The organism is Streptosporangium sp. NPDC051023, assembly GCF_040689595.1.
Lineage (GTDB): Bacteria > Actinomycetota > Actinomycetes > Streptosporangiales > Streptosporangiaceae > Streptosporangium.
The window spans coordinates 125437-151003 of sequence record NZ_JBFBCE010000009.1 but is presented as its reverse complement, the minus strand read 5'-3'; the positions used below and the strand labels follow the sequence as shown (position 1 = coordinate 151003).

The window sequence follows — 25567 nt, the reverse complement described above, 5'->3', positions numbered from 1 at the left end:
ACATGTCCACCCCAACACTCCAGACGCCCGGCCGTACCCCCGCCCCGCAGAGAAACGGCAGGGTCGGCGGCGGGCTGCTCGACCCCGGGCAACTGGTCAGGTCGCTGCCGGACGCGCTCAGGAAGCTCAACCCGGCCACGCTGTGGCGCAACCCGGTGATGTTCATCGTGGAGATCGGCGCGGTCTTCACCACCGTCCTCGCGGTCGTCGACCCGTCGTTCTTCGCCTGGGCCATCGTGGTGTGGCTGTGGCTGACCGTGGTCTTCGCCAACCTGGCCGAGGCCGTGGCCGAGGGCCGTGGCAAGGCCCAGGCCGCCACGTTGCGCGCCGCCAAGCGTGACACCACCGCCCGCAGGCTGACCGGCTGGCGGCCGGGCCTGCGGGACGTCTCCTTCGACCAGGTCGGCGCGCCCGAACTCAGGCAGGGTGACCTCGTGATCGTCGAGGCCGGGGAGATCATTCCCGGGGACGGTGACGTGGTCGAGGGCATCGCCAGCGTCGACGAGTCGGCGATCACCGGCGAGTCCGCGCCGGTGATCCGCGAGTCCGGCGGCGACCGCTCCGCCGTGACCGGTGGCACCAAGGTGCTGAGCGACCGGATCATCGTGCGGATCACCCAGAAGCCGGGGGAGAGCTTTATCGACCGGATGATCGCCTTGGTCGAGGGCGCCAACCGGCAGAAGACGCCCAACGAGATCGCGCTCAACATCCTGCTGGCCGCCCTGACGATCATCTTCCTGGTGGCCACCGCGACGATGCAGCCGCTGGCGATCTACTCCAAGGCGAGCAATCCTGGCGTGCCCGACTCGCTCGCGCTGACCGCCGACGGGGTCAGCGGGATCGTGCTGGCGGCGCTGCTGGTCTGCCTGATCCCGACCACGATCGGCGCGCTGCTGAGCGCGATCGGCATCGCGGGCATGGACCGCCTGGTGCAGCGCAACGTGCTGGCGATGAGCGGCCGCGCGGTCGAGGCCGCCGGGGACGTGTCCACGCTGCTGCTGGACAAGACCGGCACCATCACGCTGGGCAACCGGCAGGCGTCGGAGTTCATGCCGGTGCCGGGCGTGTCCGCCGAGGAACTGGCGCTGGCCGCGCAGCTGTCCAGCCTGGCCGACGAGACCCCGGAGGGCCGCTCGATCGTGGTCTACGCCAAGCAGGCCTACGGCCTGCGCGAACGGCAGCCCGGTGAGCTGGCGCACGCCGAGTGGGTACCCTTCACCGCCCAGACCCGCATGTCCGGGGTGAGCGTGGACGGCCGCCAGGTCCGCAAGGGCGCGGCGACCGCGGTGATGAAGTGGGTCCGCGACCACGGCGGCCACCCCACCGGTGAGGTCGGCGCGATCGTCGACGCCATCTCGGGCTCCGGCGGCACCCCGCTGGTCGTCGGCGAGATCGTCGGTGCGGTCCCCGGCCAGAGCAGTGATCCCGGTGGCTCCGGCGCGATCGTCGGCGGCAGCGGCGGCACGGCGCGCGTGCTGGGGGTGATCCACCTCAAGGACGTCGTCAAACAAGGCATGCGGGAGCGGTTCGACGAGATGCGCAGGATGGGCATCCGCACCGTCATGATCACCGGTGACAACCCGCTGACCGCCAAGGCCATCGCCGACGAGGCGGGCGTGGACGACTTCCTCGCCGAGGCCACCCCCGAGGACAAGCTCGCGCTGATCAGGAAGGAGCAGCAGGGCGGGCGGCTGGTCGCGATGACCGGCGACGGAACCAACGACGCCCCCGCGCTCGCCCAGGCCGACGTCGGGGTGGCGATGAACACCGGCACCTCCGCCGCCAAGGAGGCCGGCAACATGGTCGACCTCGACTCCAACCCGACCAAACTCATCGAGATCGTGGAGATCGGCAAGCAGCTGCTCATCACCCGGGGCGCGCTGACCACCTTCTCCATCGCCAACGACATCGCCAAGTACTTCGCGATCATCCCCGCCATGTTCGCCGCCGTCTACCCCGGCCTGGACGCCCTCAACATCATGCGGCTGGCCAGCCCCCAGTCGGCGATCCTGTCCGCGGTCGTCTTCAACGCGATCGTCATCGTCGCGCTCATCCCGCTCGCGCTGCGCGGGGTGCGCTACCGGCCCTCCAGCGCCTCCAAACTGCTCAGCCGCAACCTCTACCTCTACGGCCTGGGCGGCATCGTCGCGCCGTTCGCCGGTATCAAACTCATCGATCTGCTCATCCAGTTCCTTCCGGGGATGTCTTAAATGGAACGCCTGCCCAGCTGGGTCCGCCAGCACCTCGCCGCGCTGCGCGCGCTGCTCGTCCTGACCCTGATCCTCGGCGGGGCCTATCCGCTGCTGGTCACCGGGGTCGCCCAGGCCGTCTTCAACGGAAACGCCAACGGCTCGCTCGTCCAGAAGGACGGCCGCGACGTCGGCAGCGCGCTCATCGGCCAGAACTTCACCGACTCCAGCGGCGCCCCGGTCGGCAGGTACTTCCAGAGCCGCCCCTCGGCGGCGGGAAAGGGCTACGACACGCTCTCGACCGGCGCGAGTAACCTCGGCCCCGAAAGCGTCCTTGACGTCCTTGCCGTGCCGGGCGCAAAGGACGCCGACGGCAACCCCGACACCGGGAAACAGTCCCTGCTGACCCGGGTGTGCGCCCGCAGCACCGCCGTCGGCAGACTGGAGGGGGTCAGCGGCGCCAGGCCGTACTGCACACCGGACGGGGTGGGCGCGGTGCTGAAGGTCTTCCCCGCCGTCGGCACTCCCACCCGGGTGGTCAGCGCCAACCAGGCCTGCCCCGCCGCCCCGTTCGTCGCCGACTACCAGGGGGTGAAGGTGGAGTGCGCCAAGCCGGGCGAGAACCTGGCCGCGGGCCGTACCGTCCCGGTCCGGGGCTCGGCGACGGCGGTCGTGCCCGCCGACGCGGTCACCGCCAGCGGCTCGGGGCTCGACCCGCACATCTCACTCGCCTACGCGCAGTTGCAGGCCCCCCGCGTCGCCAGGGAACGCGGCCTCGACGTGGCGAAGGTCAGGGCCCTGATCCAGCAGAACACCACCGGCCGCGCGCTCGGCTTCATGGGTGAGCCGGCCGTCAACGTCCTGGAACTCAACCTCGCCCTCGACAGGGGATGATCGTAGGCAGGCGAACCAGGTGGAAAGGGGGATAGGGCAATGAACGGGACGCGCGGGCAGCTGCGCATCTATCTGGGCGCGGCCCCCGGTGTCGGCAAGACCTACGCGATGCTCGACGAGGGGCACAGGCGCCTCGCGCGCGGCACGGACGTGGTCGTGGGGCTCGTCGAGACCCACGACCGGCCCCGCACCGCCGTGCTGCTGGAGGGCCTGGAGACCGTCCCGCGCAGGACCCTGCTCCACCGGGGGGCGAGCTTCACCGAGCTGGACGTGGACGCCGTCATCGCGAGGAAGCCCAAGGTGGCGCTGATCGACGAGCTGGCGCACACCAACGTGCCCGGCTCGCGCAACGCCAAGCGCTGGCAGGACATCGAGGAGATCCTCGACGCCGGGATCGACGTCATCTCCACCGTCAACATCCAGCACCTGGAGTCGCTCAACGACGTCGTCCAGCAGATCACCGGAGTCCCGCAGCGCGAGACCGTGCCCGACGAGGTGGTACGGCAGGCGGACGCGGTGCAGCTGGTCGACATGGCGCCGGACGCGCTGCGCCGCCGGATGGCCCACGGCAACGTCTACCTCCCGGAGAAGGTGGACGCGGCCCTGTCGAACTACTTCAGGGTGGGCAACCTGACGGCCCTGCGGGAGCTGGCGCTGCTGTGGGTCGCGGGCAAGGTGGACGACCAGCTCGACCGCTACCGCGCCGAACACGGCATCGCCGGCACCTGGGAGGCACGCGAGCGCGTCGTGGTCGCGCTGACCGGCGGGCCCGAGGGCGACACCCTGGTACGGCGGGCCGCCAGGATCGCCGCCCGCACCAAGGGCGCCGACCTGATGGCCGTCCACGTGACCCGTTCCGACGGGCTGAACGGGACCGATCCGGCGAACCTGGCCCGCCAGCGCGCCCTGGTCGAGAGCCTGGGCGGCACCTACCACCAGGTGGTCGGCGACAGCGTGCCACGTGCGCTGCTCGACTTCGCAGGCGGGGTGAACGCCACCCAGCTGGTGCTCGGCGCCTCCCGCAGGGGCCGGTTCGCCCAGCTGTTCTCCCGCGGGGTCGGGGTCACGACCACCGCGCTGTCCGGCTCCATCGACGTCCACATGATCACTCATGCCCAGGCGGGGAAGGGGGCCGGGCGCGACCGGTCGCGGGCCGCGCTCACCCGCGGCCGCAGGATCACCGGCTGGGTCATGGCGCTGCTGGGCATTCCGGTGATCACCGCGCTGCTGGTCCCGATCAGGGACGGCCTGAAGCTGTCGAGCGGGATCCTGCTGTTCCTGCTCATGGTCGTCTGCGTCGCCCTGGTCGGCGGCATGTGGCCCGCCGTCACCGCGGCCGTCGCGGGGTTCCTACTGCTCAACTACTTCTTCACCCCGCCGGTCGACCGGTTCACCATCGCCGATCCGGAGAACCTGCTCGCGCTCAGCGTCTACGTGCTGGTCGCCGTCATGGTGAGCGCGGTCGTCGACCTGGCCGCCAGGCGGACCAGGGAGGCGGCCCGCGCGAGCGCGGACGCCGAGGTGCTCTCCACACTGGCCGGTCACGTGCTGCGCGGGGAGGCGGCGCTGCCGTCCCTGCTGGCCCGGCTGCGCGAGACCTTCGGGCTGGCCTCCGTCACGCTGCTCGAACGCACCGGTGAGCCCGCCCCCGACGACCGCTCGGAACCCGAGGCGTGGCGGATCGTGGCGACGGCGGGAGGACCGCCCTGTGTCACGCCGGGAGCGGCGGACACCGACGTGGTGATCGACCGGGATCTGGTGCTCGCCGGGTGCGGCAGGCTGCTCGACGCGGCCGACCGCCGGGTGCTGGAGGCGTTCGCCGCCGAGGCGGCGGTCGCGCTGCGCCAGGAGCGGCTGCGGCACGAGGCGGACCTCGCGGGGCCGCTGGCCGAGGCCGACAAGATGCGCACCGCCCTGCTCGCCGCAGTGAGCCACGACCTGCGCACGCCGCTGGCCTCCGCCAGGGTCGCGGTCGACAGCCTGCTCGGCACCGAGATCGACTGGAACGAGGAGGACCGGCGGGAACTGCTGGCCACCGCCGACGAGTCGCTGGCCAAGCTCGACAGGCTGGTCGCCAACCTGCTCGACATGAGCCGCCTGCAGGCGGGGGTGCTGGGCCTGGCCCTGCAGACGATCGCGATCGGCGAGATCCTCCCGCGCTCCATCGACGACCTGGGGCCGCTCAGCGACCGGGTCGAGGGCGACATCCCGCCCGACCTGCCCGAGGTTGTCGCCGACCCCGCCCTGGTCGAGCGGATCCTGGTCAACGTGATGTCCAACGCGGTGCGCTACAGCCCGCGGGACGGCAAGGTCCTCGTCACCGCGAGCTGGTACGGCGACAGCGTCGAGGTCCGCGTCATCGACCGGGGGCCCGGCATCCCGCGCGAGGCGCACGAGCGGGTCTTCATGCCGTTCCAGCGTCTCGGCGATCGCGACAACCACACCGGTGTAGGCCTCGGTCTCGCGCTCTCCAGGGGACTGGCGGAGGCGATGGGCGGCACCCTGCTGCCGGAGGAAACACCAGGGGGAGGTCTCACTATGATCCTGACACTGCCCATCGCCCCTCGGGAGCACGCATGACACGCGTCCTCGTCGTCGACGACGAACCGCAGATCCTGCGCGCGCTGCGCATCAACCTCGTCGCCCGGAACTTCGAGGTCGCGGTCGCCGCCGACGGCGGCGCCGCCCTGCGCGAGGCCGCCGACTGGCATCCCGACCTGGTCGTTCTCGACCTCGGGCTGCCCGACATCGATGGGGTCGACGTCATCCACGGGCTGCGCGGCTGGACCACCGTGCCGATCATCGTGCTCTCCGGGCGGGCGGGAAATCAGGACAAGGTCGAGGCCTTGGACGCCGGGGCGGACGACTATGTCACCAAACCGTTCAACATCGACGAGCTGCTGGCCCGCGTCAGGGCCGTGACCCGCCGCACCGCCGTCCAGGACTCGGAGCTGGCCCGGATCCAGGTCGGCGAGCACGTGGTCGACCTGGCGGGCAAGACGATCTCCGGGGGAGTACGGCTGACGCCGACCGAATGGCACCTGCTGGAGATCCTGCTGCGCAACCCCGGCAAGCTCATCAGCCAGCGCCAGCTGCTGACCGAGGTCTGGGGCGCCAAATATCTCAAGGAGACCCACTACCTGCGCCAGTACATGGCCCAGATACGCAAGAAGCTGGAACCCGACCCCGCCCGCCCGGTTCACCTGCTCACCGAACCGGGCATGGGCTACCGCTTCCAGCCGTGAACACGGGCCGCGTGTCCGCGGGTCACGGGAACATGATCTCGCGGACGACGTCGGTGTAGAGGCGCAACAGCAGGGCTGGTGCGGAGGGCTTCCCGTCCTGCCGGGGCGTCACTCGGCGGGACGCGGGCCGCCGGGTACGGCGATGGCTGTCACCAGCAGGCCGTCGGCCACGAGCCACCGTCCGGTGAACCCCGTCAGCTGTCGCCCCGCGACCTGTGGCCCCTGGACGAGGAGACGGGCGGTGAAGGTGCCGGAGGGGTCGAAGGTGACGTGGGCCTCCTCGAAGTCGAGCCAGCGCAGGGCGAGCGGGAACCAGGCCTTGTAGACGCTCTCCTTGGCGCTGAACAGCAGCCGGTCCCAGTGGACGTCCCCGCCGAGCCGTCCCAGCTCGGCCCGCTCCTGCTCCAGGGAGACGGCGGGCAGGACCCCGTCGGGAAGCGGCTCATGGGGTTCGGCGTCGATGCCGATGGTCAGCGCCTCCAGGGAGACGGCGGCGGCGCGGTACCCCGCGCAGTGGGTGATGGCGCCCGTCACCCCGCTCGGCCACCCGGGCGCGCCGCGTTCGCCGGGCAGGATCGGCGCCGGTGGCAGCCCGAGGCTGCCCAGGGCCTGCCTGGCGCAGTGGCGGGCGGTGGTGAACTCACGTCGCCGCTTGTCGACCGCGCGGGCGATGACCGCCTCCTCCTCGGGGAACAGCGTGGCCTCCGGCGGGTCGTCGAACGCCTCCGCGCTCGCCACCCAGGACGGCAGGATCTTCTCGATCATGAGGCGGCCTGGGGGACGGGCAGGATCTGGCGTGGCCTGCCCGGTGGAGTCGGACGGGGCCGCCATTCACGGGGATAGCCCAGCGAGACCTCCTCGAAGCGCACGCCGTCGTGCCAGGTGGTCCTGGGGATGTGCAGGTGACCGTAGACGACCGCCGCCGCCTCGAAGCGCAGGTGCCAGTCCGCGGTCAGCTCGGTGCCGCACCAGATCGCGAACTCCGGGTACCGGAGGATCATGGTCGGCTCGCGGACCAGCGGGTAGTGGTTGACGAGCACGGTCGGCATGCCCTGGGGGCGGGCCTGCAGCCTGCGCTCGGTCTCGGCGATCCTGGCCCGGCACCAGGCCGCGCGGGAGGGATGGGGATCGGGGTGGAGGAACATCTCGTCGGAGCACACCACCCCCTTCTCGTACGCCAGGGCGAGCGCCTCCTCCTCGGTCGCGGCGCCCGGCACCCTGAAGGTGTAGTCGTACAGCACGAACAGCGGGGCGACGGCCACCGGCCCGCCCGGCCCCTCCCACACCGGGTAGGGGTCCTCCGGAGTCACCACCCCGAGGTTCTGGCAGATCTTCACCAGATGCCGGTAGCGCTCCTCACCGCGCAGCTGGACGGGGTCGCTGGGATGGGTCCACAGCTCGTGGTTGCCCGGCGCCCACACCACCTTCGCGAAGCGGTCCGCGAGCAGGCTCAGCGCCCACTCGACGTCGGCGACGGCCTCGGAGACGTCCCCGGCCACCAGCAGCCAGTCGGAGTCTGAGGTGGGTCGCAGCTCCTCGACGATCCTTCGGTTCTCCCGGTAGCCGATGTGCAGGTCGCTGATGGCCAGCAGCGAGGTCATGCGTGCACCGCCCTCGGTGGTTCAGAGGTCATCCGGGCCACGGCGGCCCGGTGGTCGTGGCCCGTCAGGGCAGAGGCGGGTTTCTGTGGTTCCCCGTCGTCAAGCACCGTCGCCCCCGTCCCGTCGGTCCCGATGTCAGGAAGATAGCCGGGAACGTCCGCGATCACCAAGAGTGCGAGCTAGCGGGCGTCGGGAACTCGCGCGGTGCGCGCTCCCACGGCTCAGCGCGAGCGGAGCGGGTCCCGGCCCTCCACGGGCCGTTCGACCAGGACGAGCGCGCGACCGAGCAGATCGAGCAGCGAGACGTGGTCGAGGTCGCCACGGCGCTCCGGAGGAAAGGCGTTCAGCGCGGCCCGCAGCCAGCAGGCGGCGGTCTCCGGTGCCGACCTCATGACGGCCTCCGCGGCACTGACCAGGGTCGCCAGATGCTCGCGTTCCCGATTCGCGGGCAGGCGCGTCAGGGGGGCGGAGATCCCGCTCGAACCTTCACAGGGCCTGCCGGAGGGCGGCGGCCGGTTCCGGCCGTCGCGCCGGACTCGGACCTGCTGCCGCTGACCTGCCGAATCACTCCCCGCCACATCATCACTTGATCAGATCGATTCCTTATTGTCAATATTGCCTACCAATTTAGAGGGTATATGGGGATTTTTTTGATCCCGGACTCCAGGGTCGTGGTGCATGTCCATGATCAGACCTTTACTCCTGCTTGCGACGTCGAAGGTGTCGGCACTTCGGATACGCAACGTAGCCTTACGGCTACCGTAGATAACGGAGTGTTCACATATGCCAGTGACATCGACCATGCATCCGGCGGTCGGCGAGGCTTTTCTCAAGCGTGACCGCGCGGGGCGCGCCCTCGCTGCGGACTCCGAGCGCATCGCCCTGGCGTGCCGCGAGCTGGCGGCGAGATTCCGCAGGGGCGGAAAACTGATCGTCTTCGGCAACGGCGGCTGCGGTACGGACGCGGCCCACATCACCGTCGAGTTCATGCACCCGGTCATCGTCGGCAAGAAGGCACTGCCCGCGATGGCGCTCAACAACGACTCGGCCACGGTCACCGGGGTGAGCAACCGCGAGGGTCTTGCCGAGACCTTCGCCCACCAGGTGCGCCAGTGGGCGGACCCGGCCGACATGGCGCTGGGGATCTCCCGCGACGGCCGGTGCGAGAACGTGCTGCGGGCCCTGGAGACCGCGAGGGAGCTGGGCCTGCTCACCCTCGCGCTGCTCGGAGGCGACGGAGGAGCCATCGCACGCCGTGGGGTGGCCGACCACCTCCTGACCGCGGCCTCGGACGACCCCGCCGTGGTCAAGGAGATCCACGTGACCCAGTACCACGTCCTGTGGGAGCTGGTCCACGTGCTTTTCGAGCAGCCCGGCCTGATCGGCGAGGAGGCGGCCGGATGACCCGGCCCGCGAACCGCTCAGCGGGAGCGCGCGTCACCCGCACCGGCGGGGGGCGCGGTGAGCCGGATCACCGAGAGGAGTCGCGGTGAGCACTCTCGAGGATCCCCTGGCCGGGGGAGTGCACGGCCTGCGCCCGCTCCGCTGTCCGGGGCAGGCCGACTTCGGCTCGGTGCTGGCGGAGGCCCGCAGGTCGACCGAGGAGAAGGCGTCCGAGATCGTACGGCTGCGCTGGCAGGTGGCCGAGGTCGCGGGCGACGAGCTGGCGGAGTGTGCAGAGGAGATGGCCATCCGGTTCGCCTCCGGTGGCAGGCTGTTCGCCTTCGGCAACGGCGGGAGCAGCACCGGCGCGCAGGAGGTCGCGACAACCTTCCTGCATCCGGCGTACGGCCTCTCCCTGCCCGCCCTCTCCCTGACCGGCGACGTCGCCGTGGTCACCGCGCTTTCGAACGACGTGGGGTTCGACGTCGTCTTCGCGCATCAGCTGGCCGTGCTGGGACGGCGCGGGGACATCGCTGTCGGCCTGTCGACGAGCGGAGGCTCCTTCAACGTCCTACAGGGCTTCGAGGAGGCCGCGAGCCAGGGCATGCTCACCATCGGCCTCACCGGTGACCAGGGAGGCAGGCTGGCCGCCCTCGACCTGCTCGACTACCTGTTCGTCATCCCGTCGTCGTCGGTGCACCGGATTCAGGAGGCGCAGACGACGGTCTACCACGTGCTGTGGGAGCTCACCCAGCACGCGCTCGGGGCGGTCTCCTCCCCCCAGGCCCCCGACTCGGGCTGAAGGCGGCCGTCGCCGGGAAGGGACCGTTCCGCATTTCCTTCCCGCCTTGAAGGACGGGGCGTCCATCCTGGAGGAACGTGGTGAGTTGGCATGACGGCGCGGACGGAGCCGCCGGGGGACAAGAGCGCCGAGGCGCTGTCCGGAAAGAGAAACCGATGAGCGTGCCCGCGGAGATCGCCCGCAGGATCGCGGAGGCCGTGCTGTACGAGGGGCGCCCGCTCACCCCCTGCCAGGCCCGCGTCGCGGAGGACGACAGGGGCGGACGGCCAGGAGCGCTGGTACCGCCCGGTTGCGCCGCGACCACGGAGCCCTCGGGGAGCATGACCGAATGCCTTCTCGAACGGGCCGAGAGCGCCACGGTCAGTCTGTGCCTGCGCTTCCTCCACATGAGGAACTGCGACGTCGAGCACGTCGGGGGCGATGGTGGCCCGCCAACACCTGTCGGCACGCAGGCGGGCGGTGGGGGGACGTATCTCACCTTCGATGAGACGACCAGGCGCGAGGTCGAGGCGGCGTTTCCGGTCGCCGTCCTGCTGGGCGGGGAGCGGACGGTCGAGGTACGCGTCCCCGGTGACCGCCTCGCCGAGCCGGTCCGGGGGCCGTCAGGCAGGACGGAGGGCCGCGTGGTCCGCGAACATCTGCCGGTGCGCGCGGCGCTCACTGTGGGGGCCGAGCGTCTCGCCGGGCCGTACGGCCTCATCCGGCTGCGCGTCCGGGTGCGGAACACCACGGTCCAGGCGGAGCGGGACGCTCCGCGCGAGCACGTCCTGCGGCGGTCGCTGCTCTCGGCGCATCTGATCATCGGGGTGGACGGCGGGGGCTTCGTCTCCCTGGCGGATCCCCCCGAGTGGGCCAGGCCGTTCGCCGAGGGCTGTCGCAACGAGCACACCTGGCCCGCCCTAGTCGGCGAGCCAGGGCACCGTGACGTGGTGTTGTCCTCACCCGTCACTCTGTCCGACTACCCGGACGACCTTGGATGTTCAGGGGATGAGGAGGCCATCGCGTGAGGACCTTCGCGGCGAACAGTGCGAACGCCCGGCGCAATCGTGGGGTCGCTCCCCGAATCGGCCGGGCGGCGGATCACGACGGTGCCTGCCGTCGCGGGCGAAAAGGAGGAGCGGCCACGTTGAAAGGCTTGTTCACGGCGGCGCTGGTGATAGGGGCCGGGGCTGTGGTCTATCAGGCCCTTCCCGACATCAGGCGCTATCTGAGGATCAGAAAGATGTGAAGGCTCCGGCTCTTCCGAGACCTCCGTACGGCGCGCGGCGCGATCACACCGCGACGAACATCACAACGAACCAGGTGAAGTCAGTCATGCATGAATTCGGAATCGCCGAGGCGATCCTCACCGCGGTGGAGGACCGCGCCGACGGCCGCAGGGTACGGCGGGCACGGGTGTACGCGGGCGCCATGCTCCGCGTCACGGAACCGGCGGTCAACCACGCGTTCGCCGTGGTCGCGGAAGGCTCGCTGGCCGAGGGGGCCCAGGTGGAGCTGGTCATCGTCCCCGTGCAGCTCATCTGCCGCGCCTGTGGCCAGACGGCCGCCTCGGCCGCCCCCCTCGCCACCTGCCCCGAATGCGGGGGCGTCGACATCGAAACCGAGGGCGGCGACGACCTCGTCCTCGAATCCATCCAGATCGCGAAAACCGGCCATTGAGGCAGCACCCGGAAACGCCTCATCGGGAGGTGTATGGGCGTTTCCGGGTAGGATGCGGAAAAGGGAGGGAAGGAGAATCTCGTTTCTTTCTTTCCCATCGTCTTTCCCTCCTGTGAGATGTCTCCCGGCACTACCATGACCTCGTGCCACCGATACCAGGAAAGTGGCTCACCGGGCTCATCGGATGCGGGGACCGGTCGCCGACCGGCTTCGCCGGTTCAATGGAGCGCTCTATGCGTCGGCTGTTTTTTGCACTTATGGCAGTGCTTTTTATGGTAAGTGCATGCGCTTCACCTGAATCCGTAATGTCCGGAAGTGTGATTGGCGCCGCCTGCGCCAATCACACACAAAAGCTCGCCTCGCCGGGAAACTCCGGAGTGGTGACCGAGGTCAATGTCGGTTACATTCCGATTCCCGACACGGCGGCGTTGGAGATAGCCACGGACTGCGGCTTCTTCGAGCGTGAGGGGCTGAAGGTCAGGAAGGAGATCATCCAGGGGTCGACGGCCGCCATCCCCGACCTCAGGGCGGGGCATCTGCACTTCTGCCTGCTCAACCACGTCACCGCGCTGGTCGCGCAGGACAGCGGGGTGGTCGACCTCAGGTACGTCGCCGACGCCTACCAGGCGGCCCCGGAAACCTTCCTGCTCATGGCGCGCAAGGACTCCCCGCTGCGCACGCCTGCCGACCTGCGCGGCAAGACCATAGCCGTCGCCACCCTCAAAAGCATCGGGACCTTCACCACCGAGGTCACGCTCAAGGCCCACGGCCTGACGGCGGCTGACGTGAAGCTGGTGGAGATGCCCCTGCCGAACATGCCCGCGGCCCTGCAGGCGGGCACCGTCGCCGCCGCCTGGATGACCGAGCCCTTCATCACGGCGGCGAAGAGACAGGGCGCGAAGAAGATCGCCGATGTGATGGCCGGTCCGACCGACCGCTTCCCCGTCTCTGGGTATGGGACGACCGCCGCGTTCGCCGAGCGTGCTCCCGAGACCGTCGCCGCCTTCCAGCGCGCGATCACCGCGGGCCAGGAGGTCGCGGCGAGCGACCGCAAGGTGATCACGAAGATCCTCCCCGTCTACACCAGGATCAGTCCCCGGGACGCGGAACTGGTCACGCTGGGCGCCTATCCCACCACTTTCGACCCCGCAAGGTTGGAGCGGGTCGCCGCTCTCCTGCGGGAGTACGGCTACACCGATGGTTCCGTTGACACCGGGTCCATGCTGCGGCTGCTGCCCCCGGCCGCGGCGAGGCCGACGGGATGACGACACGGTGACGGCGGTCCACATCTACGGCCACACATTGCGCTGTATGTCCAAAAAATGAATTTACTGGGGTAGTGGTGCTGTGCCGGGTGGCCTGTGTGGAAAACGTGGTTCGCGCCATATTGATTCCTATGGGTGCCTGTGACTACGTCTGAATGTCGAGATATTGCGGTGAATTGTCGTATTCTCTGTATGTGGAGAAATTGCTACGAGCTCAAATCTGCCCAGGTCAAAGCCCTTTTGGAGTACTGTGACGTTGTCCGGTCTCTCAATGAGGGGATCTCGTGCCCGGGAGCGGTCTTCGGGGAAGGAGGGGTCACGATGGCGAGCTTCGGAGGGGTGCCTTTGCTCTGCCGCAGGCCGCCACCCTGATTTCCGTATCCGCCGTTTTCCTGGTCGCTACGCGGCCGTTCGAGACCTTATAGGTGGATGCGTGGCATGGATATTATGCCCGAAAATACGCCGCAGTCGCGGCAAGGATTGAATGGTTTCGCGTTCCCACTGTGCTCCCTCATTCGCCACGTCGCATATCCGGTTCTGCTCGCCGCTGTCGTCACGACGTCCGTTGTGACACTGCGTCGCCATCTGGACCCCGGTCAGGTCGGCTCCCTGTTCATGATCGGCGTGATCGCCTATCTGGCGGTGCTCGAGCGGGTGATCCCCTACGAGCGCGGCTGGCACCCCGTCCGCGGCGAATGGGGCTGGTACGGCCTCTACTTCCTGCTGACCGTGATCACCGGCGCCCTGGCGCAGCTACCGGTGATGGCCCTCGTCGGGGCCCTCTCACTCCCCACCCCGAGGATCGCCCTGTGGGCGGAGATCCCGTCGGCCCTGCTCCTCGGCTCGCTGGCCGGCTACGTGGTGCACCGGCTCGGGCACACCCGCCCCCTGCTGTGGCGCCTGCACGGGGTCCACCACGTGCCGGAGAAGGTCAACGTCGCGAACAACGGCGTCAACCACGTCTTCGACGTTCTGCTCGCGCAGGGAGCCGTGCAGTTCTCCCTGGCGATGCTCGGCTTTTCGCAGGAGTCCGTCTTCGCGGTCGGCCTGTTCGTCATCGCGCAGGGCTACTTCGTCCACGCCAACGTCGACGTCCGCATCGGCCCGCTCAACTACGTCCTCGCGAGTCCTGAACAGCATCGTCTTCACCACAGCACCGACCTGTCCGAGGCGGGCCACTACGGCTCCGACCTGTCGATCTGGGATCTGATGTTCGGCAGCTTCACCTGGCATCCCGGTCGAGCGCCGGTCGCGGTCGGGCTGCGGGACCCCTCGTCCTTCCCGGGGACCGGCGCCGTCGTCGCCACCTTCGTACATCCCTGGCGCCGGCCTTCTCCCGCGGCGCCAACGGAATCCGGCGGACAGTCCGTCTGACCGGCCCGGGTCGGCGCGCCCAGCCGGCGCGTCCCGACATTCGCCATCCCCTCCCTGCTCGCGCACAGCGCCATCACACAAGGATCCAATGGTGACGGACCCAATTATCACTACTCTCCGTGACAAGATAGCTATCGTCGGTATCGGCTGCAGGTTTCCCGGCGGCGCCTCCGACCACCGGGCGTTCTGGCAGAACCTGATCGACGGCAAGGACTGCATCACCCCGACACCGGCCGATCGATACGACGTCGCGACGCTCGGCAGCCGGGACAAGGCCAAGCCCGGCAGGCTGGTCGGCGGCCGGGGCGGCTACATCGACGGCTTCGACGAGTTCGACCCGGCCTTCTTCGGCATCAGCCCGCGCGAGGCCGACCACATGGACCCGCAGCAGCGCAAGCTGCTCGAGGTGGCCTGGGAGGCGCTGGAGGACGGCTGCCAGAAGCCCGCCGAGCTCGCGGGACTCGACGTCGGCGTGTTCGTCGGCGCCTTCACGCTGGACTACAAGATCCTGCAGTTCGCCGACCTCAGCTTCGAGACCCTGGCGGCGCACACCGCGACCGGCACCATGATGACGATGGTCTCGAACCGCATCTCCTATTGCTTCGACTTCCGCGGCCCCAGCGTCTCGCTCGACACGGCGTGCAGTTCGTCGTTGGTGGCCGTGCACCTGGCGTGCCAGAGCCTGAGCCGGGGCGAGACCAGCCTCGCGCTCGCCGGGGGCACGCTGCTGCACATGACGCCGCAGTACACCATCGCGGAGACGAAGGGCGGTTTCCTGTCCCCCGAGGGCCGCTCCCGCACTTTCGACGCCTCCGCCAACGGCTACGTGCGCGCGGAGGGCGTCGCCGTGGTCGCCCTCAAGCGTCTTGAGGACAGTCTGCGGGACGGTGACCCGATCCACGCGGTGATCGTGGGCAGCGGGGTCAACCAGGACGGCCGCACCAACGGCATCACGGTGCCGAACCCGGACGCCCAGGTCAGCCTGATCGAGCGGGTCTGCGCCGAGGCGGGCGTCGAGCCGGGCAGCCTGCAGTACATGGAGGCGCACGGCACCTCGACGCCCGTCGGCGACCCGATCGAGGCCGGCGCGCTCGGCCGCGCGCTGTCGATCGGCCGCAGGCCCGGGGCCAAGTGCTACGTCGGCTCGGTCAAGACGAACATCGGGCACACCGAGTCGGCCGCGGGAATCGCCGGGCTGATCAAGACGGCGCTCGCCCTCGAGCACGGGAAGATCCCGCCTCACATCAATCTCGAACAGGTCAACCCCGACATCGACCTGGCGGGGATGCCGTACGAGATCCCGGCCGCGCTGACCGACTGGCCCGAGCACGAGGGACCCGCGCGGGCGGGCGTGAACTCCTTCGGCTTCGGCGGCACGAACGCGCACGTCCTGCTCGAGGAGGCGCCGGCGCGGGAGGCCGCGCAGCGGCCCCCGGCCCAGGCGAAGGCCGGATGCAACATCCTGCCGCTGACCGCGCGGGACCCGGCCGCCCTCCCCGAGATGGTCAGGGGCATCAGGCGGGAGCTCGCGGCCGGTGACGGCGAGGCCGTCTCACTGCCCGACCTCGGCTACACGCTGGCCCGCCGCCGCCAGCACCTCGAGTCGCGCCTGTCGGTCGTGTACTCGTCGCGCGCGTCGCTGGACGAGCGCCTCGCCGAGTACCTCCGCGGTGAGGAGGGGCCGCACGTGCTCCTCGACCAGCGGCGTGAAAGGCGGCAGCGCGGGCTGGTCTGGGTCTTCACCGGCATGGGGCCGCAGTGGTGGGCGATGGGGCGCGAGCTTTTCGAGAGCGAGCCGGTTTACCGCGAGGCGGTCGAGCGCTGCGACCACGAGATCCGCGAGCTCACCGGCTGGTCGCTGACCGAGGAGATGAACGCGCAGGAAGCCGACTCCAACATGGCGGAGACCTGGCTCGCGCAGCCGGCGAACTTCGCCGTGCAGGTGGGCCTCGCGGCGTTGTGGCGCTCGTACGGCGTGTGCCCGGACGCCGTGGTCGGGCACAGCACCGGTGAGGTCGCGGCGTTCCACGAGGCCGGGGTCTACAGCCTGCGCGACGCGGTCAAGGTTGTCGTACACCGCAGCCGCCTGCAGCAGAAGCTGGTCGGCACCGGCACCATGCTCGCCGTGAGCCTGCCGGAGGACGAGGCGGCGCGCCGCGTGCGGCCCTACGGCGACCTGGTGTCGGTGGCCGCGGTCAACAGCCCGACCGCGATCACCCTGGCGGGGGACGAGGAGGCGCTCACGCGGCTCGCCGCCGAGCTGCGGGCAGAGCAGGTCTTCGCCAAGTTCCTCACCGTGCGCGTGCCGTACCACAGCGCGCGGATGGAGTTGATCAAGGACGAGCTGCTGTCCTCGCTGGCCGGGCTCGAGCCGCGCGCCGCGCGGGTGCCGCTCTACCTGACCGGGAAGGAGGGACTCGCGCACGGCACCGAGCTGGACGCCGCCTATTGGTGGCGCAACGTCCGCGACAGCGTCCGCTTCCGTGCCGCGGTCGATCGCCTGGCCGACGACGGCCATGGACTGTTCCTCGAGATCGGCCCGCATCCCGTGCTGGCCCATTCGATCAAGGAATGCCTTGCGGACAGGAACCTCGAGGGCAGGACGCTGCCGTCGATCCGCCGCCAGGAGGACGAGGCGGCGCGCTTCACCATGTCGCTGGCCGCCCTGCACAACCTGGGCGTCGACATCGCCTGGGAGAGGCTGTACCCGGTGGGCAGCCCGGTGACGCTGCCGCGCTATCCGTGGAAGCGCGACCGCTACTGGGCGGAGCCGAGACCGGTCGAGCAGGTTCGGCTCGGCAGGCTCGACCATCCGCTGCTGGGTCGTCGCCTGGCCATGGCCGAGCCCACCTGGGAGGCCAGGCTCGACATCGAGGCGATGCCGTACCTCGGCGACCACCGGATCCAGGGCAATGCGCTGTTCCCCGCGGCGGGCTACCTGGAGATGGCGACGCAGGCGGTGCGGGCGATGACCGGCGGCGCGGAGGCGGCGCTGGCCGACATCGAGCTGCGCAAGGCGCTGTTCCTGCCGGAAGGGGAGGCCAGGACGGTGCAGCTGTCCTTCTCCTCAGAGGGGGCCGCCTTCACCGTCGCCACGGCCTCGGACAACGCCCACGACAGGGTCGTGCACGCGAGCGGCGTCGTACGGGCGGCCCAGAACCGCATGCTCAACCCGGAGCTCGACATCGAGGCGATCAAGGCGCGCGGCGAACGCCGTCTCGACGGCGCGGGATGCTACTCGGCGCTGGCCGACATGGGCTACCACTACGGACCGGCGTTCCAGGGGATCGAGGAGGTGTGGATCGGCCGGGGCGAGGCGCTCGCCCGCATCAGGCCGCCCGAGGTCCTCGGCGGTGACGCCGCCGGAGACCACTTCCATCCGGCGCTGCTCGACGCCTGCTTCCAGGCGCTGCTGACGCCGCTGATCCTCCGCGGGTCCGCGGACGGGCCGGGCTCCGGCATCCTCCTGCCGCTGTCGATCGAGGAGGTGCGCGTCCACCCCGTCGGCGACCGGCCGCTCTGGGCGCACGCGACCGTCGCGCGGCGTGACGGCGACGAACTGGTCGGCGACATCGCCGTGTACTCCGACGGCGGCACGTCGCTCGGCCGGATCACCGGATTCCGCGCCGCCGACGTCGAGAAGGCCTCGACGACGGTCGGCAGGGGCACGATCGACGGCTGGCTGGCCGACGTGACCTGGGCCGAGAGGCCGTTCGGCGAGGGCCGCCCGGAGCGCGACCGGGCCGAGACGGCGCCGGCCCCGCGCGAACCGCGGGACTGGCTGATCTTCGCCGACGCGCGGGGCGTCGCCGCCGAGCTGGCGGCACTGGTCGCCGAGCGGGGCGGCCGGTGCCACCTGGTCCGTCCGGGCGCCGGCTACCACGCCGGGCTGGAGGACGGCGAGTCGACGGTCGTGCCGGGCTCCGCGGCCGACCTCGGGCGCCTGTTCGCCGATCTGGGCGCGGACGGCGCGTCGTTCGGCACCGTGGTGCACCTGTGGAACCTCGACCTGCCGCCGATCGACGCGACGGACCGCGGCGAACTCGGCCCGCACAGCAGCCTCGGCACCTACTCGCTGATCGCGCTCGCCCAGTCGCCGCTGTCCGGGCAGAACGACGGCAGGTTGTACATCGTCACACGCGGCACGCAGGCCGTGGCCGCCGGCGACCCGGTCGAACCACTGGGCGCGCCCGTGTGGGGCGTCGGCCGGGTGCTGTGGTACCAGGAGCTGGTCGCCCGGCGAGGCAAGCTGATCGACCTCGATCCCGCGGGCGGCCAGGACGCCTCCGCGCGCCGGGCCGAGGCCGAGGCGCTGCTGCGCGAGGTGCTGACCGACGACGAGGACGAGATCGCCCTGCGCGGCGACCGCCGATACACCAGCAGGCTCACCCAGGCCACCGACCTCACCCGCCCGTTGCCGCTGCGCCTGCGTGCCGACGGCAGCTACCTGGTGACCGGCGCGTTCGGCGCGCTCGGCAGGCTGCTGTGTCGCACGCTCGTCACCCGGGGCGCCCGCAGGCTCATCCTGGTCGGCCGCACCAGGCTGCCGGAGCGCGATCGGTGGCGCGAGACGGATCCGGACACCGTGGCGGGGCGTAGCGTGCGGTTCGTCAGGGAGCTGGAGGCGCTCGGCGCGCAGACGATCCTGGCGCCGCTCGACATCACCGACGAGACGGCCCTGACCGCCTGGCTCGAGGACTACCGGCGGCGCGACTCGCCGCCCATCCGCGGCGTGTTCCACCTCGCAGGCCACGTCCGCGACACGCTGGTCCCCGAGATGGACCGGCAGGTCTTCGATGCCGTGCACGATCCCAAGGTCGTCGGCGCCTACCTGCTCCACCGTCACCTGCGGGACGAACCGCTCGAACACTTCGTGCTGTTCGCCTCGATCGCCTCGCTGCTGACGACCGCGGGCCAGACCAACTACGCGGCGGGCAACGCCTTCCTGGACGCGCTGGCGCACCACAGGCGCGCGCGGGGCCTGCCCGCGCTGAGCCTCGACTGGGGGCCGTGGGCCACCGGCATGATCGAGGAACTCGGGCTGGTCGACCACTACCGCAACAGCCGGGGGATGAGCTCGCTGCCGCCGGACGCGGGAATGGCAGTGCTCGAACGCGTCATCGGCCAGGACAGGGCCCAGCTGCTGGTCGCGACGGTCGTCGACTGGCAGGTCTTCCTCGCCTGGTACGACTCGCCGCCCCCGCTGGTGACCGAACTGGCCCGCTCCGCCGACACTCCCTCGCCCGCTACGAGCGGCGGCTTCCTCGACACCTTCCGCGAGGCCGACGAGGACAAGCGCGTCCTGCTGGTGACCGAGCGGTTCACCGAGCTGGTCGCGGGCGTGCTGCGGGTCAGGACGGAGCAGGTCGAGCCGGAGGTCAGCCTCAACACGCTGGGCCTCGACTCCCTGCTCGCGATGGAGGTGCGCGCCCGGGTCCAGGCCGAGCTCAAGGTCGCGCTGCCGGTCGTCGCCCTGCTCAGCGGCACCTCCGTCGGCGACCTGACGGCCCAGCTGCACGACGGCCTGGCCGCCCTGGTCGCGGCGGACGCCGGTGACGGCGCCGACGCCACCGAGGCCGCTGAGACCGAGGTGTTCCTGGACGAGCACCGCTACCCCCTGACCCAGAACCAGAAGGCGCTGTGGTTTCTCAAGCAGCTCAACCCGGACGGCTTCGCCTACAACATCGGCGGCGCCGTCGAGGTGCGGGTGGAGCTCGACCCCGAGCTGATGTTCGACGCCGTACGAGCCCTGATCCGGCGCCATCCCATCCTGCGTGCCAACTTCGTCCTCCAGGAGGGGCGTGCCCTCCAGCGGATCTCCACCGAGAACAGGGAGGACCTCGCCCTGTTCGACGTCCTGGAGGAGGAGTGGGACGACGTCTACCAGATGATCATCCGCGAGTACCGCAAGCCGTACGACCTGGAAAGGGACCCCCTGGTCCGCTTCCGCCTCTTCAAGCGCGCCGACGACCGCTGGGTGATCATGAAGGCGGTCCACCACATCATCTCCGACGCGATCTCGACGTTCACCTTCATCGAGGAGCTGCTGGCGATATACGAGGGGCTGCGCCGGGGGGAAAGGATCGAGCTGCCGCCGATCTCCGCGACCTACCTCGACTTCCTCAACTGGCAGGACCGGTTCCTGGCGGGGCCCGAAGCGCGGCGGATGCTCGACTACTGGCAGGGCCACCTGCCGGCCCAGGTGCCGATGCTCAGCCTGCCCGTCGACAAGCCGCGCCCGGCCGTCCAGACCCACAACGGCGCCTCCGAGTTCTTCGTGCTCGACACCGAGCTCAGCGCGCGCGTCCACGCGCTGGCCCGTGAGCACAACGTGACCGTGTTCATGGTGCTGCTGAGCGCCTACTACCTCCTGCTGCACCGTTACTCGGGGCAGGACGACATCATCGTCGGCAGCCCGGTGACGGGCCGTACCCAGGAGGAGTTCGCCTCTCTCTACGGCTATTTCGTCAACCCGCTGCCGCTGCACGTGAGCCTCGCGGGCGCCCCCTCGGTCTCCGAGCTGCTGGCCCGGGTCCACACGACGGTGCTCAACGGCCTGGACAACCAGGAGTACCCCTTCGTGCTGCTGGTCGAGAAACTCGGCCTGCAGCACGACCCGAGCCGCTCCGCGGTGTTCCAGGCGATGTTCATCCTGCTCGCCCACAAGGTCGCCACCGAGAAGTACGGCTACCGCCTGGAGTACATCGAGCTGCCCGAGGAGGAGGGGCAGTTCGACCTCACGCTCTCGGCCTACGAGGACGAGGCGGACCAGCGCTTCCACTGTGTGTTCAAGTACAACACCGACCTGTTCCTGCCCGAGACGGCGCGGCGCCTCGCGGCGCATTACGTCAACCTGCTCGACGCGCTGACCCGCGCGCCCTCGGCACAGCCTGCCACCCGGCTCGAACTGCTCGCCCCCGGCGAGCGCGAGCACCTCCTGCACGCTTGGAGCGGGGCGAGGCGGCGGGCCGCCCACGAGACGCCGGTGCACGAGCTGATCAGCAAGGCCGCCGCCGGGCACCCCGGCGCGGTCGCCGTCTGCGCGCCGACGGAGACGGGCGAGACGCTGCGGCTGACCTACGCCGAGCTCGAGGACCGCTCCTGGGCGCTGGCCCGCAGGCTGCGTGGGCTGGGCGTCCGCGACGGTGCCGTGGTCGCGCTGTGCCTGGACAAGTCCCCCGAGCTGATCGTGACCCTGCTGGCGGTGCTCAGGGCCGGGGGCGCCTACCTGCCGCTCGACCCCGGCTACCCCGTGGAGCGCCTGGCCTACATGGTGCGTGACGCGGGCGCGGCACTCGTCGTCGTCGACGAGTCCGGCCGGGAGCGGCTGGCCGGGCTGGCTGGGCCGGCCGGGGAGACGCTGACCCTCGAAGAGCTGCACCGGGGCGCCGGGGCGGAGGCGGACGGGGACGACGGGGAGATCCCGGTCGGGCTGGATGCCCCCGCCTACGTCATCTACACCTCGGGTTCGACGGGCAGGCCGAAGGCCGTACAGGTCAGCCACCGCAACCTCGCCTCCGCCTACGCCGCGTGGCACGAGGAGTACCGCCTCGACGACGACGTCCGCGTGCACCTGCAGATGGCGAGCTTCTCGTTCGACGTCTTCACCGGAGACCTGGTCCGCGCGCTGTGCTCCGGCGGCACCCTGGTTCTGGTCCGCCGCGAGCTGTTGTTCGACACCGCGCGCCTGCACCGGACGATGCTGGCCGAACGGGTCGACTGCGGCGAGTTCGTGCCCGCGATCGTCCGAGGTCTGATGGCCTACTGCGAGCGGGAGGGCGAGCGGCTGGACTTCATGCGCCTGCTGGTCGTCGGCTCGGACGCCTGGAAGGTGGAGGAGTACCAGCGCCTGCGCGGCCTGTGCGGCCCGGAGACCCGCCTGGTCAACTCCTACGGCCTCAGCGAGGCCACCATCGACAGCGCCTACTTCGAAGGCCCGGCCGACGGGCTTGAGCCGGGCCAGATGGTGCCGATCGGGCGGCCGTTCCCCAACAGCGCGCTCTACATCCTCGACGAGCACGGCGAGCCGGTGCCGCCCGGCGTGCCGGGTGAGCTGTGGGTCGGCGGCGACGGCGTCGCGACCGGCTACGTCGGCGATCCCGAGCACACCGCTCACCGCTTCCTCACCATGACGCTCAGCCGCGAGGCCGGAGCCGAGCCCGTGCGCCTCTACCGCACCGGCGACCTCGCGAGCTGGGACTCCCGCGGCGGCGTGCGGCTTCTCGGACGCGTCGACGCGCAGATCAAGGTGCGTGGCCACCGCATCGAGATCGGCGAGATCGAGACGCGGCTCGCGGCCTGGCCCGCGCTGGCACAGGCGGTGGTCACGGTCGTCACGGACGCCCGCGGCGACACCGGGCTGTGCGCCTACTGCGTGCCCGCGGCGGGCGCGGGCCTGGACTGGCGCGCGTTGCGCAGGCACCTCGCCGGATACCTGCCGACGTTCATGATCCCCTCGTACTACGTCGAGCTGGCCGAGCTGCCGCTGACACCGAACGGCAAGGTCGACGTCGCCGCGCTGCCCGCACCGGCGGCGGACACGGGGGAGCAGGCCCACGAGCCGCCGGTGACGCTCTACGAGACGCGCGTGGCCGAGCACTGGAGGTCGCTCCTCGGCCTTGAGCGGATCGGCCTGCAGCACGACTTCTTCGAAGTGGGCGGCAGTTCGATCAAGCTGATCGAGCTGATCTACCGGCTCCAGGCCGAGTTCAACGTCACCATCCCGGTCAGCCACCTGTTCAAGGTCACCACCCTGCACGGCATGGCCATGACGGTCGAGCACATCATCACGGGCAGGCTGGCGGGTGCGCAGCCGTACCTGTGGTTCAACCCCGACCGGGACAAGACGATCTTCTGCTTCCCGCCCGCGGGAGGCCACGGCCTGGTCTACCGGCAGTTGGCCGCCCACCTTCCCGAGTACCGGTTCGTCGCGTTCAACTACGTGGCGGGCGAGGACAAGGTCACGCGTTACGCCGACCTGATCGAGTCCGTCCAGCCCGAGGGTCCCTGCGAGCTGTTCGGCTACTCGCTGGGCGGCAACCTCGCGTTCGAGGTGGCCAAGGAGCTCCAGGGACGGGGGCGCGAGGTGCCGAACGTGGTCATTATGGACTCCTACCGCATCTCCGAGGCCTTCGAGCTGGGCGACGAGCACTTCGAGATCTTCGAACGCGAGCTGGGCGAGCACCTGCTCAGGCACACCGGCTCCGAGATCGTCGCCGAGGAGACGCTCGGCCAGGCCAGGGAGTACATCGACTTTTCCAGCCGCACGCCGAACCTCGGGACGGTCGCCGCCGCGGTCAGTGTGATCTCCGACGAGGAGAAGGTCGCCTTCTACGCCGCGGCGGAGCGCGGCACCTGGCACGGCAGCTCGGCCGCGCGCACCGCGGTTCTCCGCGGCTTCGGCACGCACGCCGAGATGCTCGACCAGGACTACATCGCGCGCAACGCGAACCTGGTGCGCGACATCCTGGCGGGAGGCGGAGCCCATGTCGCATGATCCCGGCCAGGACTGGAGCACCCGTGAGCGCTCTCCAGGAGGCAGGCCACGCGTTCTCGTCATCGGCGCGGGCGTCGCGGGCATGGCCACCGGCTGCTACGCGCAGATGAGCGGGATGGAGACCCGCATCCTGGAGAGGCACGTCCTGCCGGGAGGCTGCTGTACGGCCTGGGCCCGCGACGGCTACGTCTTCGACTACTGCATCGAATGGCTGATCGGCACCGCTCCCGGCAACAACGCCAACCAGGTGTGGCGGGAGCTCGGTGCGCTCGACGGCAAGACGATCACGAATTTCGAGATGTTCAACAAGGTCACCGACGAGACCGGCAGGTCGGTGACGTTCTACACCGACCCGGACCGCCTCGAGCGGCACCTGCTGGAGCTCTCACCGGCCGACGCGCCGCTGATCCGGTCGTTCTGCCGTGACCTGCGGCGCTTCGTCGCCATTGATTTGTACCCGTTCCTGAAACCGCCCCCGCTGCAGACGGCGCGGGAGAAGGCCAGGACCCTGCGCACGGTGCTGCCCGCTTTCCGGTTGTTCTGGCGCACCGCGGCGACCCAGATGCACGCCTTCGCCGACAGGTTCCAGGACCCGCTGCTGCGTCGCGCGTTCCGCAACATCTTCTTCCAGGACCCCGAGGGTTTCCCGCTGCTGCCGTACCTGTTCAACATGGCCTGCGCCCACAACGGCAACGCGGGCTTCCCACAGGGCGGGTCATTGGGACTGGCCCGCTCGATCGAGGAGCGGTACACCTCGCTGGGCGGCGAGATCACCTACCGGGCCCGTGCCGACAGGATCCTGGTCGAGGACGGGCGCGCGGTCGGGGTCGAGCTCAGGGGCGGTAAGCGCTACTACGCCGACCACGTGGTGTCGGCCTGCGACGGCCACACCACCGTCTACGGCCTTCTGGGGGGCGAATACACCGGCCCGAGGATCGGCGAACTCTACGACGAGATGCTGAACCGGCCCGGCATCCTGTTCCCTGCCGTGGTCTCGGCCTTCGTCGGGATCGACGGTGACCTCGACCCCGGCGGCGCGCACAGCACGACCTACCTGCTGTCCGCCGAGGAGGGGGCTGGGCTGCCGGGCGCGCTGCAGAACAGCCTGGTGGTGCAGCTGCGCTCGCGCTACTCCGACGGATTCGCGCCGCCGGGGAAATCGGTGATCCACTGCACCTACTTCAGCGACTTCGCCTACTGGAAGACGCTGCGCGCGGAGAACCGCAGGGAGTACTGGGCGCGCAAGCGCCAGGTCGCCGACTTCGTGCGGGGCTTCCTCGAGCGGCGCCATCCGGGCCTGGTCGGACACATCGACCTGATCGACGTCGCCTCGCCCGCGACGACCAGGCGCTACACCGGCAATTTCAACGGCAGCATCCTGGCCTGGAAGGCCTTCTCCGACGCCGATGACCTGGCGACCAAGCTGGTCAACAAGGACCGCATGCGGCTGCCGGGGCTGCGCGGCTTCTCCATGGCCGGTCAGTGGGTCGGCATGGGTGGCCTGATCCGCGCCGCGTCCACCGGGCGTTTCGCCGTCCAGTACCTGTGCGAGGAGCTGGGAGTGGAGTTCAGGGCCTGGGAGAGCCCCGGCCACGATGCCTGGCACCCCGGAAAGTTCGGGCACATGCCGCAACTCGACAAGCGACTCGTGCGATAGGC

The 25567-nt window shown here is 70.2% G+C and carries 15 protein-coding genes; 12 read left to right on the top strand and 3 right to left on the bottom strand.

Annotation, left to right across the window (positions count from 1 at the left end):
* Positions 1-2 precede the first annotated feature (2 nt).
* Genes kdpB through AB0395_RS08630 form a run of 4 tightly spaced genes read left to right on the top strand, consistent with a single transcriptional unit; the run spans position 3 to position 6328 of the window.
* Positions 3-2210 (top strand): potassium-transporting ATPase subunit KdpB, encoded by a 2208-nt coding sequence (gene kdpB / locus AB0395_RS08645; RefSeq protein WP_366278344.1) that lies wholly within the window; start codon positions 3-5, stop codon positions 2208-2210.
* Entirely contained in the window at positions 2211-3083 is an 873-nt protein-coding gene (locus tag AB0395_RS08640) for a potassium-transporting ATPase subunit C (protein WP_366278342.1), read from the top strand. It abuts the gene before it with no gap.
* A 39-nt stretch (positions 3084-3122) separates the two neighbouring features.
* Positions 3123-5663: a sensor histidine kinase KdpD gene (locus tag AB0395_RS08635; RefSeq protein ID WP_366278341.1), complete on the top strand. Its 2541-nt coding sequence runs from the start codon at positions 3123-3125 to the stop codon at positions 5661-5663.
* Entirely contained in the window at positions 5660-6328 is a 669-nt protein-coding gene (locus AB0395_RS08630) for a response regulator (RefSeq protein WP_366278339.1), read from the top strand. Before AB0395_RS08635 ends, AB0395_RS08630 begins: the two co-directional genes overlap by 4 nt.
* A gap of 108 nt (positions 6329-6436) precedes the next feature.
* Here AB0395_RS08630 and AB0395_RS08625 read toward each other — a convergent pair whose 3' ends face one another.
* From AB0395_RS08625 to AB0395_RS08615, 3 genes are all read right to left on the bottom strand, one after another.
* Entirely contained in the window at positions 6437-7093 is a 657-nt protein-coding gene (locus AB0395_RS08625) for a 4'-phosphopantetheinyl transferase superfamily protein (RefSeq protein WP_366278337.1), read from the bottom strand.
* Entirely contained in the window at positions 7090-7929 is an 840-nt protein-coding gene (locus AB0395_RS08620; RefSeq protein ID WP_366278336.1) for a metallophosphoesterase, read from the bottom strand. Before AB0395_RS08620 ends, AB0395_RS08625 begins: the two co-directional genes overlap by 4 nt.
* Positions 7930-8150: 221 nt before the next feature.
* On the bottom strand, positions 8151-8321 hold the full coding sequence (locus tag AB0395_RS08615) for a hypothetical protein (RefSeq protein WP_366278334.1): 171 nt from the start codon (positions 8319-8321) through the stop codon (positions 8151-8153).
* A 391-nt stretch (positions 8322-8712) separates the two neighbouring features.
* Here AB0395_RS08615 and AB0395_RS08610 point away from each other — a divergent pair, with 391 nt between their 5' ends.
* The 8 genes from AB0395_RS08610 to AB0395_RS08575 all read left to right on the top strand — a co-directional run bounded on the left by AB0395_RS08610 (position 8713) and on the right by AB0395_RS08575 (position 25565).
* Positions 8713-9333, top strand: a complete 621-nt coding sequence (locus AB0395_RS08610) for an SIS domain-containing protein (RefSeq protein WP_366278332.1) — start codon at positions 8713-8715, stop codon at positions 9331-9333.
* Positions 9334-9418: 85 nt separating this feature from the next.
* A complete protein-coding gene (locus AB0395_RS08605) occupies positions 9419-10114 on the top strand; it encodes an SIS domain-containing protein (RefSeq protein ID WP_366278330.1) in 696 nt (231 codons plus the stop codon).
* A 155-nt stretch (positions 10115-10269) separates the two neighbouring features.
* Positions 10270-11121: a hypothetical protein gene (locus tag AB0395_RS08600; protein ID WP_366278328.1), complete on the top strand. Its 852-nt coding sequence runs from the start codon at positions 10270-10272 to the stop codon at positions 11119-11121.
* A 307-nt stretch (positions 11122-11428) separates the two neighbouring features.
* Positions 11429-11773 carry a hydrogenase maturation nickel metallochaperone HypA gene (locus AB0395_RS08595; RefSeq protein ID WP_366278326.1) on the top strand — a complete coding sequence of 115 codons (345 nt, stop codon included), beginning with the start codon at positions 11429-11431 and terminating at the stop codon, positions 11771-11773.
* 380 nt (positions 11774-12153) lie between these two features.
* Positions 12154-13038, top strand: a complete 885-nt coding sequence (locus tag AB0395_RS08590) for an ABC transporter substrate-binding protein (protein ID WP_366278324.1) — start codon at positions 12154-12156, stop codon at positions 13036-13038.
* A gap of 567 nt (positions 13039-13605) precedes the next feature.
* Positions 13606-14412: a sterol desaturase family protein gene (locus AB0395_RS08585; RefSeq protein WP_366278322.1), complete on the top strand. Its 807-nt coding sequence runs from the start codon at positions 13606-13608 to the stop codon at positions 14410-14412.
* Positions 14413-14500: 88 nt separating this feature from the next.
* Positions 14501-23908 carry an amino acid adenylation domain-containing protein gene (locus AB0395_RS08580; protein ID WP_366278320.1) on the top strand — a complete coding sequence of 3136 codons (9408 nt, stop codon included), beginning with the start codon at positions 14501-14503 and terminating at the stop codon, positions 23906-23908.
* On the top strand, positions 23898-25565 hold the full coding sequence (locus AB0395_RS08575) for an NAD(P)/FAD-dependent oxidoreductase (RefSeq protein ID WP_366278319.1): 1668 nt from the start codon (positions 23898-23900) through the stop codon (positions 25563-25565). The genes AB0395_RS08580 and AB0395_RS08575 overlap by 11 nt, the downstream gene beginning before the upstream one ends.
* Positions 25566-25567 lie beyond the last annotated feature (2 nt).

Excerpts from the sequence above, each read along its gene's own strand:
- kdpB (WP_366278344.1), top strand. The coding sequence starts at position 3 with ATGTCCACCCCAACACTCCAGACGCCCGGCCGTACCCCCGCCCCGCAG.
- AB0395_RS08640 (WP_366278342.1), top strand. The coding sequence starts at position 2,211 with ATGGAACGCCTGCCCAGCTGGGTCCGCCAGCACCTCGCCGCGCTGCGC.
- AB0395_RS08635 (WP_366278341.1), top strand. The coding sequence starts at position 3,123 with ATGAACGGGACGCGCGGGCAGCTGCGCATCTATCTGGGCGCGGCCCCC.
- AB0395_RS08630 (WP_366278339.1), top strand. The coding sequence starts at position 5,660 with ATGACACGCGTCCTCGTCGTCGACGACGAACCGCAGATCCTGCGCGCG.
- AB0395_RS08625 (WP_366278337.1), bottom strand. The coding sequence starts at position 7,093 with ATGATCGAGAAGATCCTGCCGTCCTGGGTGGCGAGCGCGGAGGCGTTC.
- AB0395_RS08620 (WP_366278336.1), bottom strand. The coding sequence starts at position 7,929 with ATGACCTCGCTGCTGGCCATCAGCGACCTGCACATCGGCTACCGGGAG.
- AB0395_RS08615 (WP_366278334.1), bottom strand. The coding sequence starts at position 8,321 with ATGAGGTCGGCACCGGAGACCGCCGCCTGCTGGCTGCGGGCCGCGCTG.
- AB0395_RS08610 (WP_366278332.1), top strand. The coding sequence starts at position 8,713 with ATGCCAGTGACATCGACCATGCATCCGGCGGTCGGCGAGGCTTTTCTC.
- AB0395_RS08600 (WP_366278328.1), top strand. The coding sequence starts at position 10,270 with ATGAGCGTGCCCGCGGAGATCGCCCGCAGGATCGCGGAGGCCGTGCTG.
- AB0395_RS08595 (WP_366278326.1), top strand. The coding sequence starts at position 11,429 with ATGCATGAATTCGGAATCGCCGAGGCGATCCTCACCGCGGTGGAGGAC.
- AB0395_RS08580 (WP_366278320.1), top strand. The coding sequence starts at position 14,501 with ATGGTGACGGACCCAATTATCACTACTCTCCGTGACAAGATAGCTATC.
- AB0395_RS08575 (WP_366278319.1), top strand. The coding sequence starts at position 23,898 with ATGTCGCATGATCCCGGCCAGGACTGGAGCACCCGTGAGCGCTCTCCA.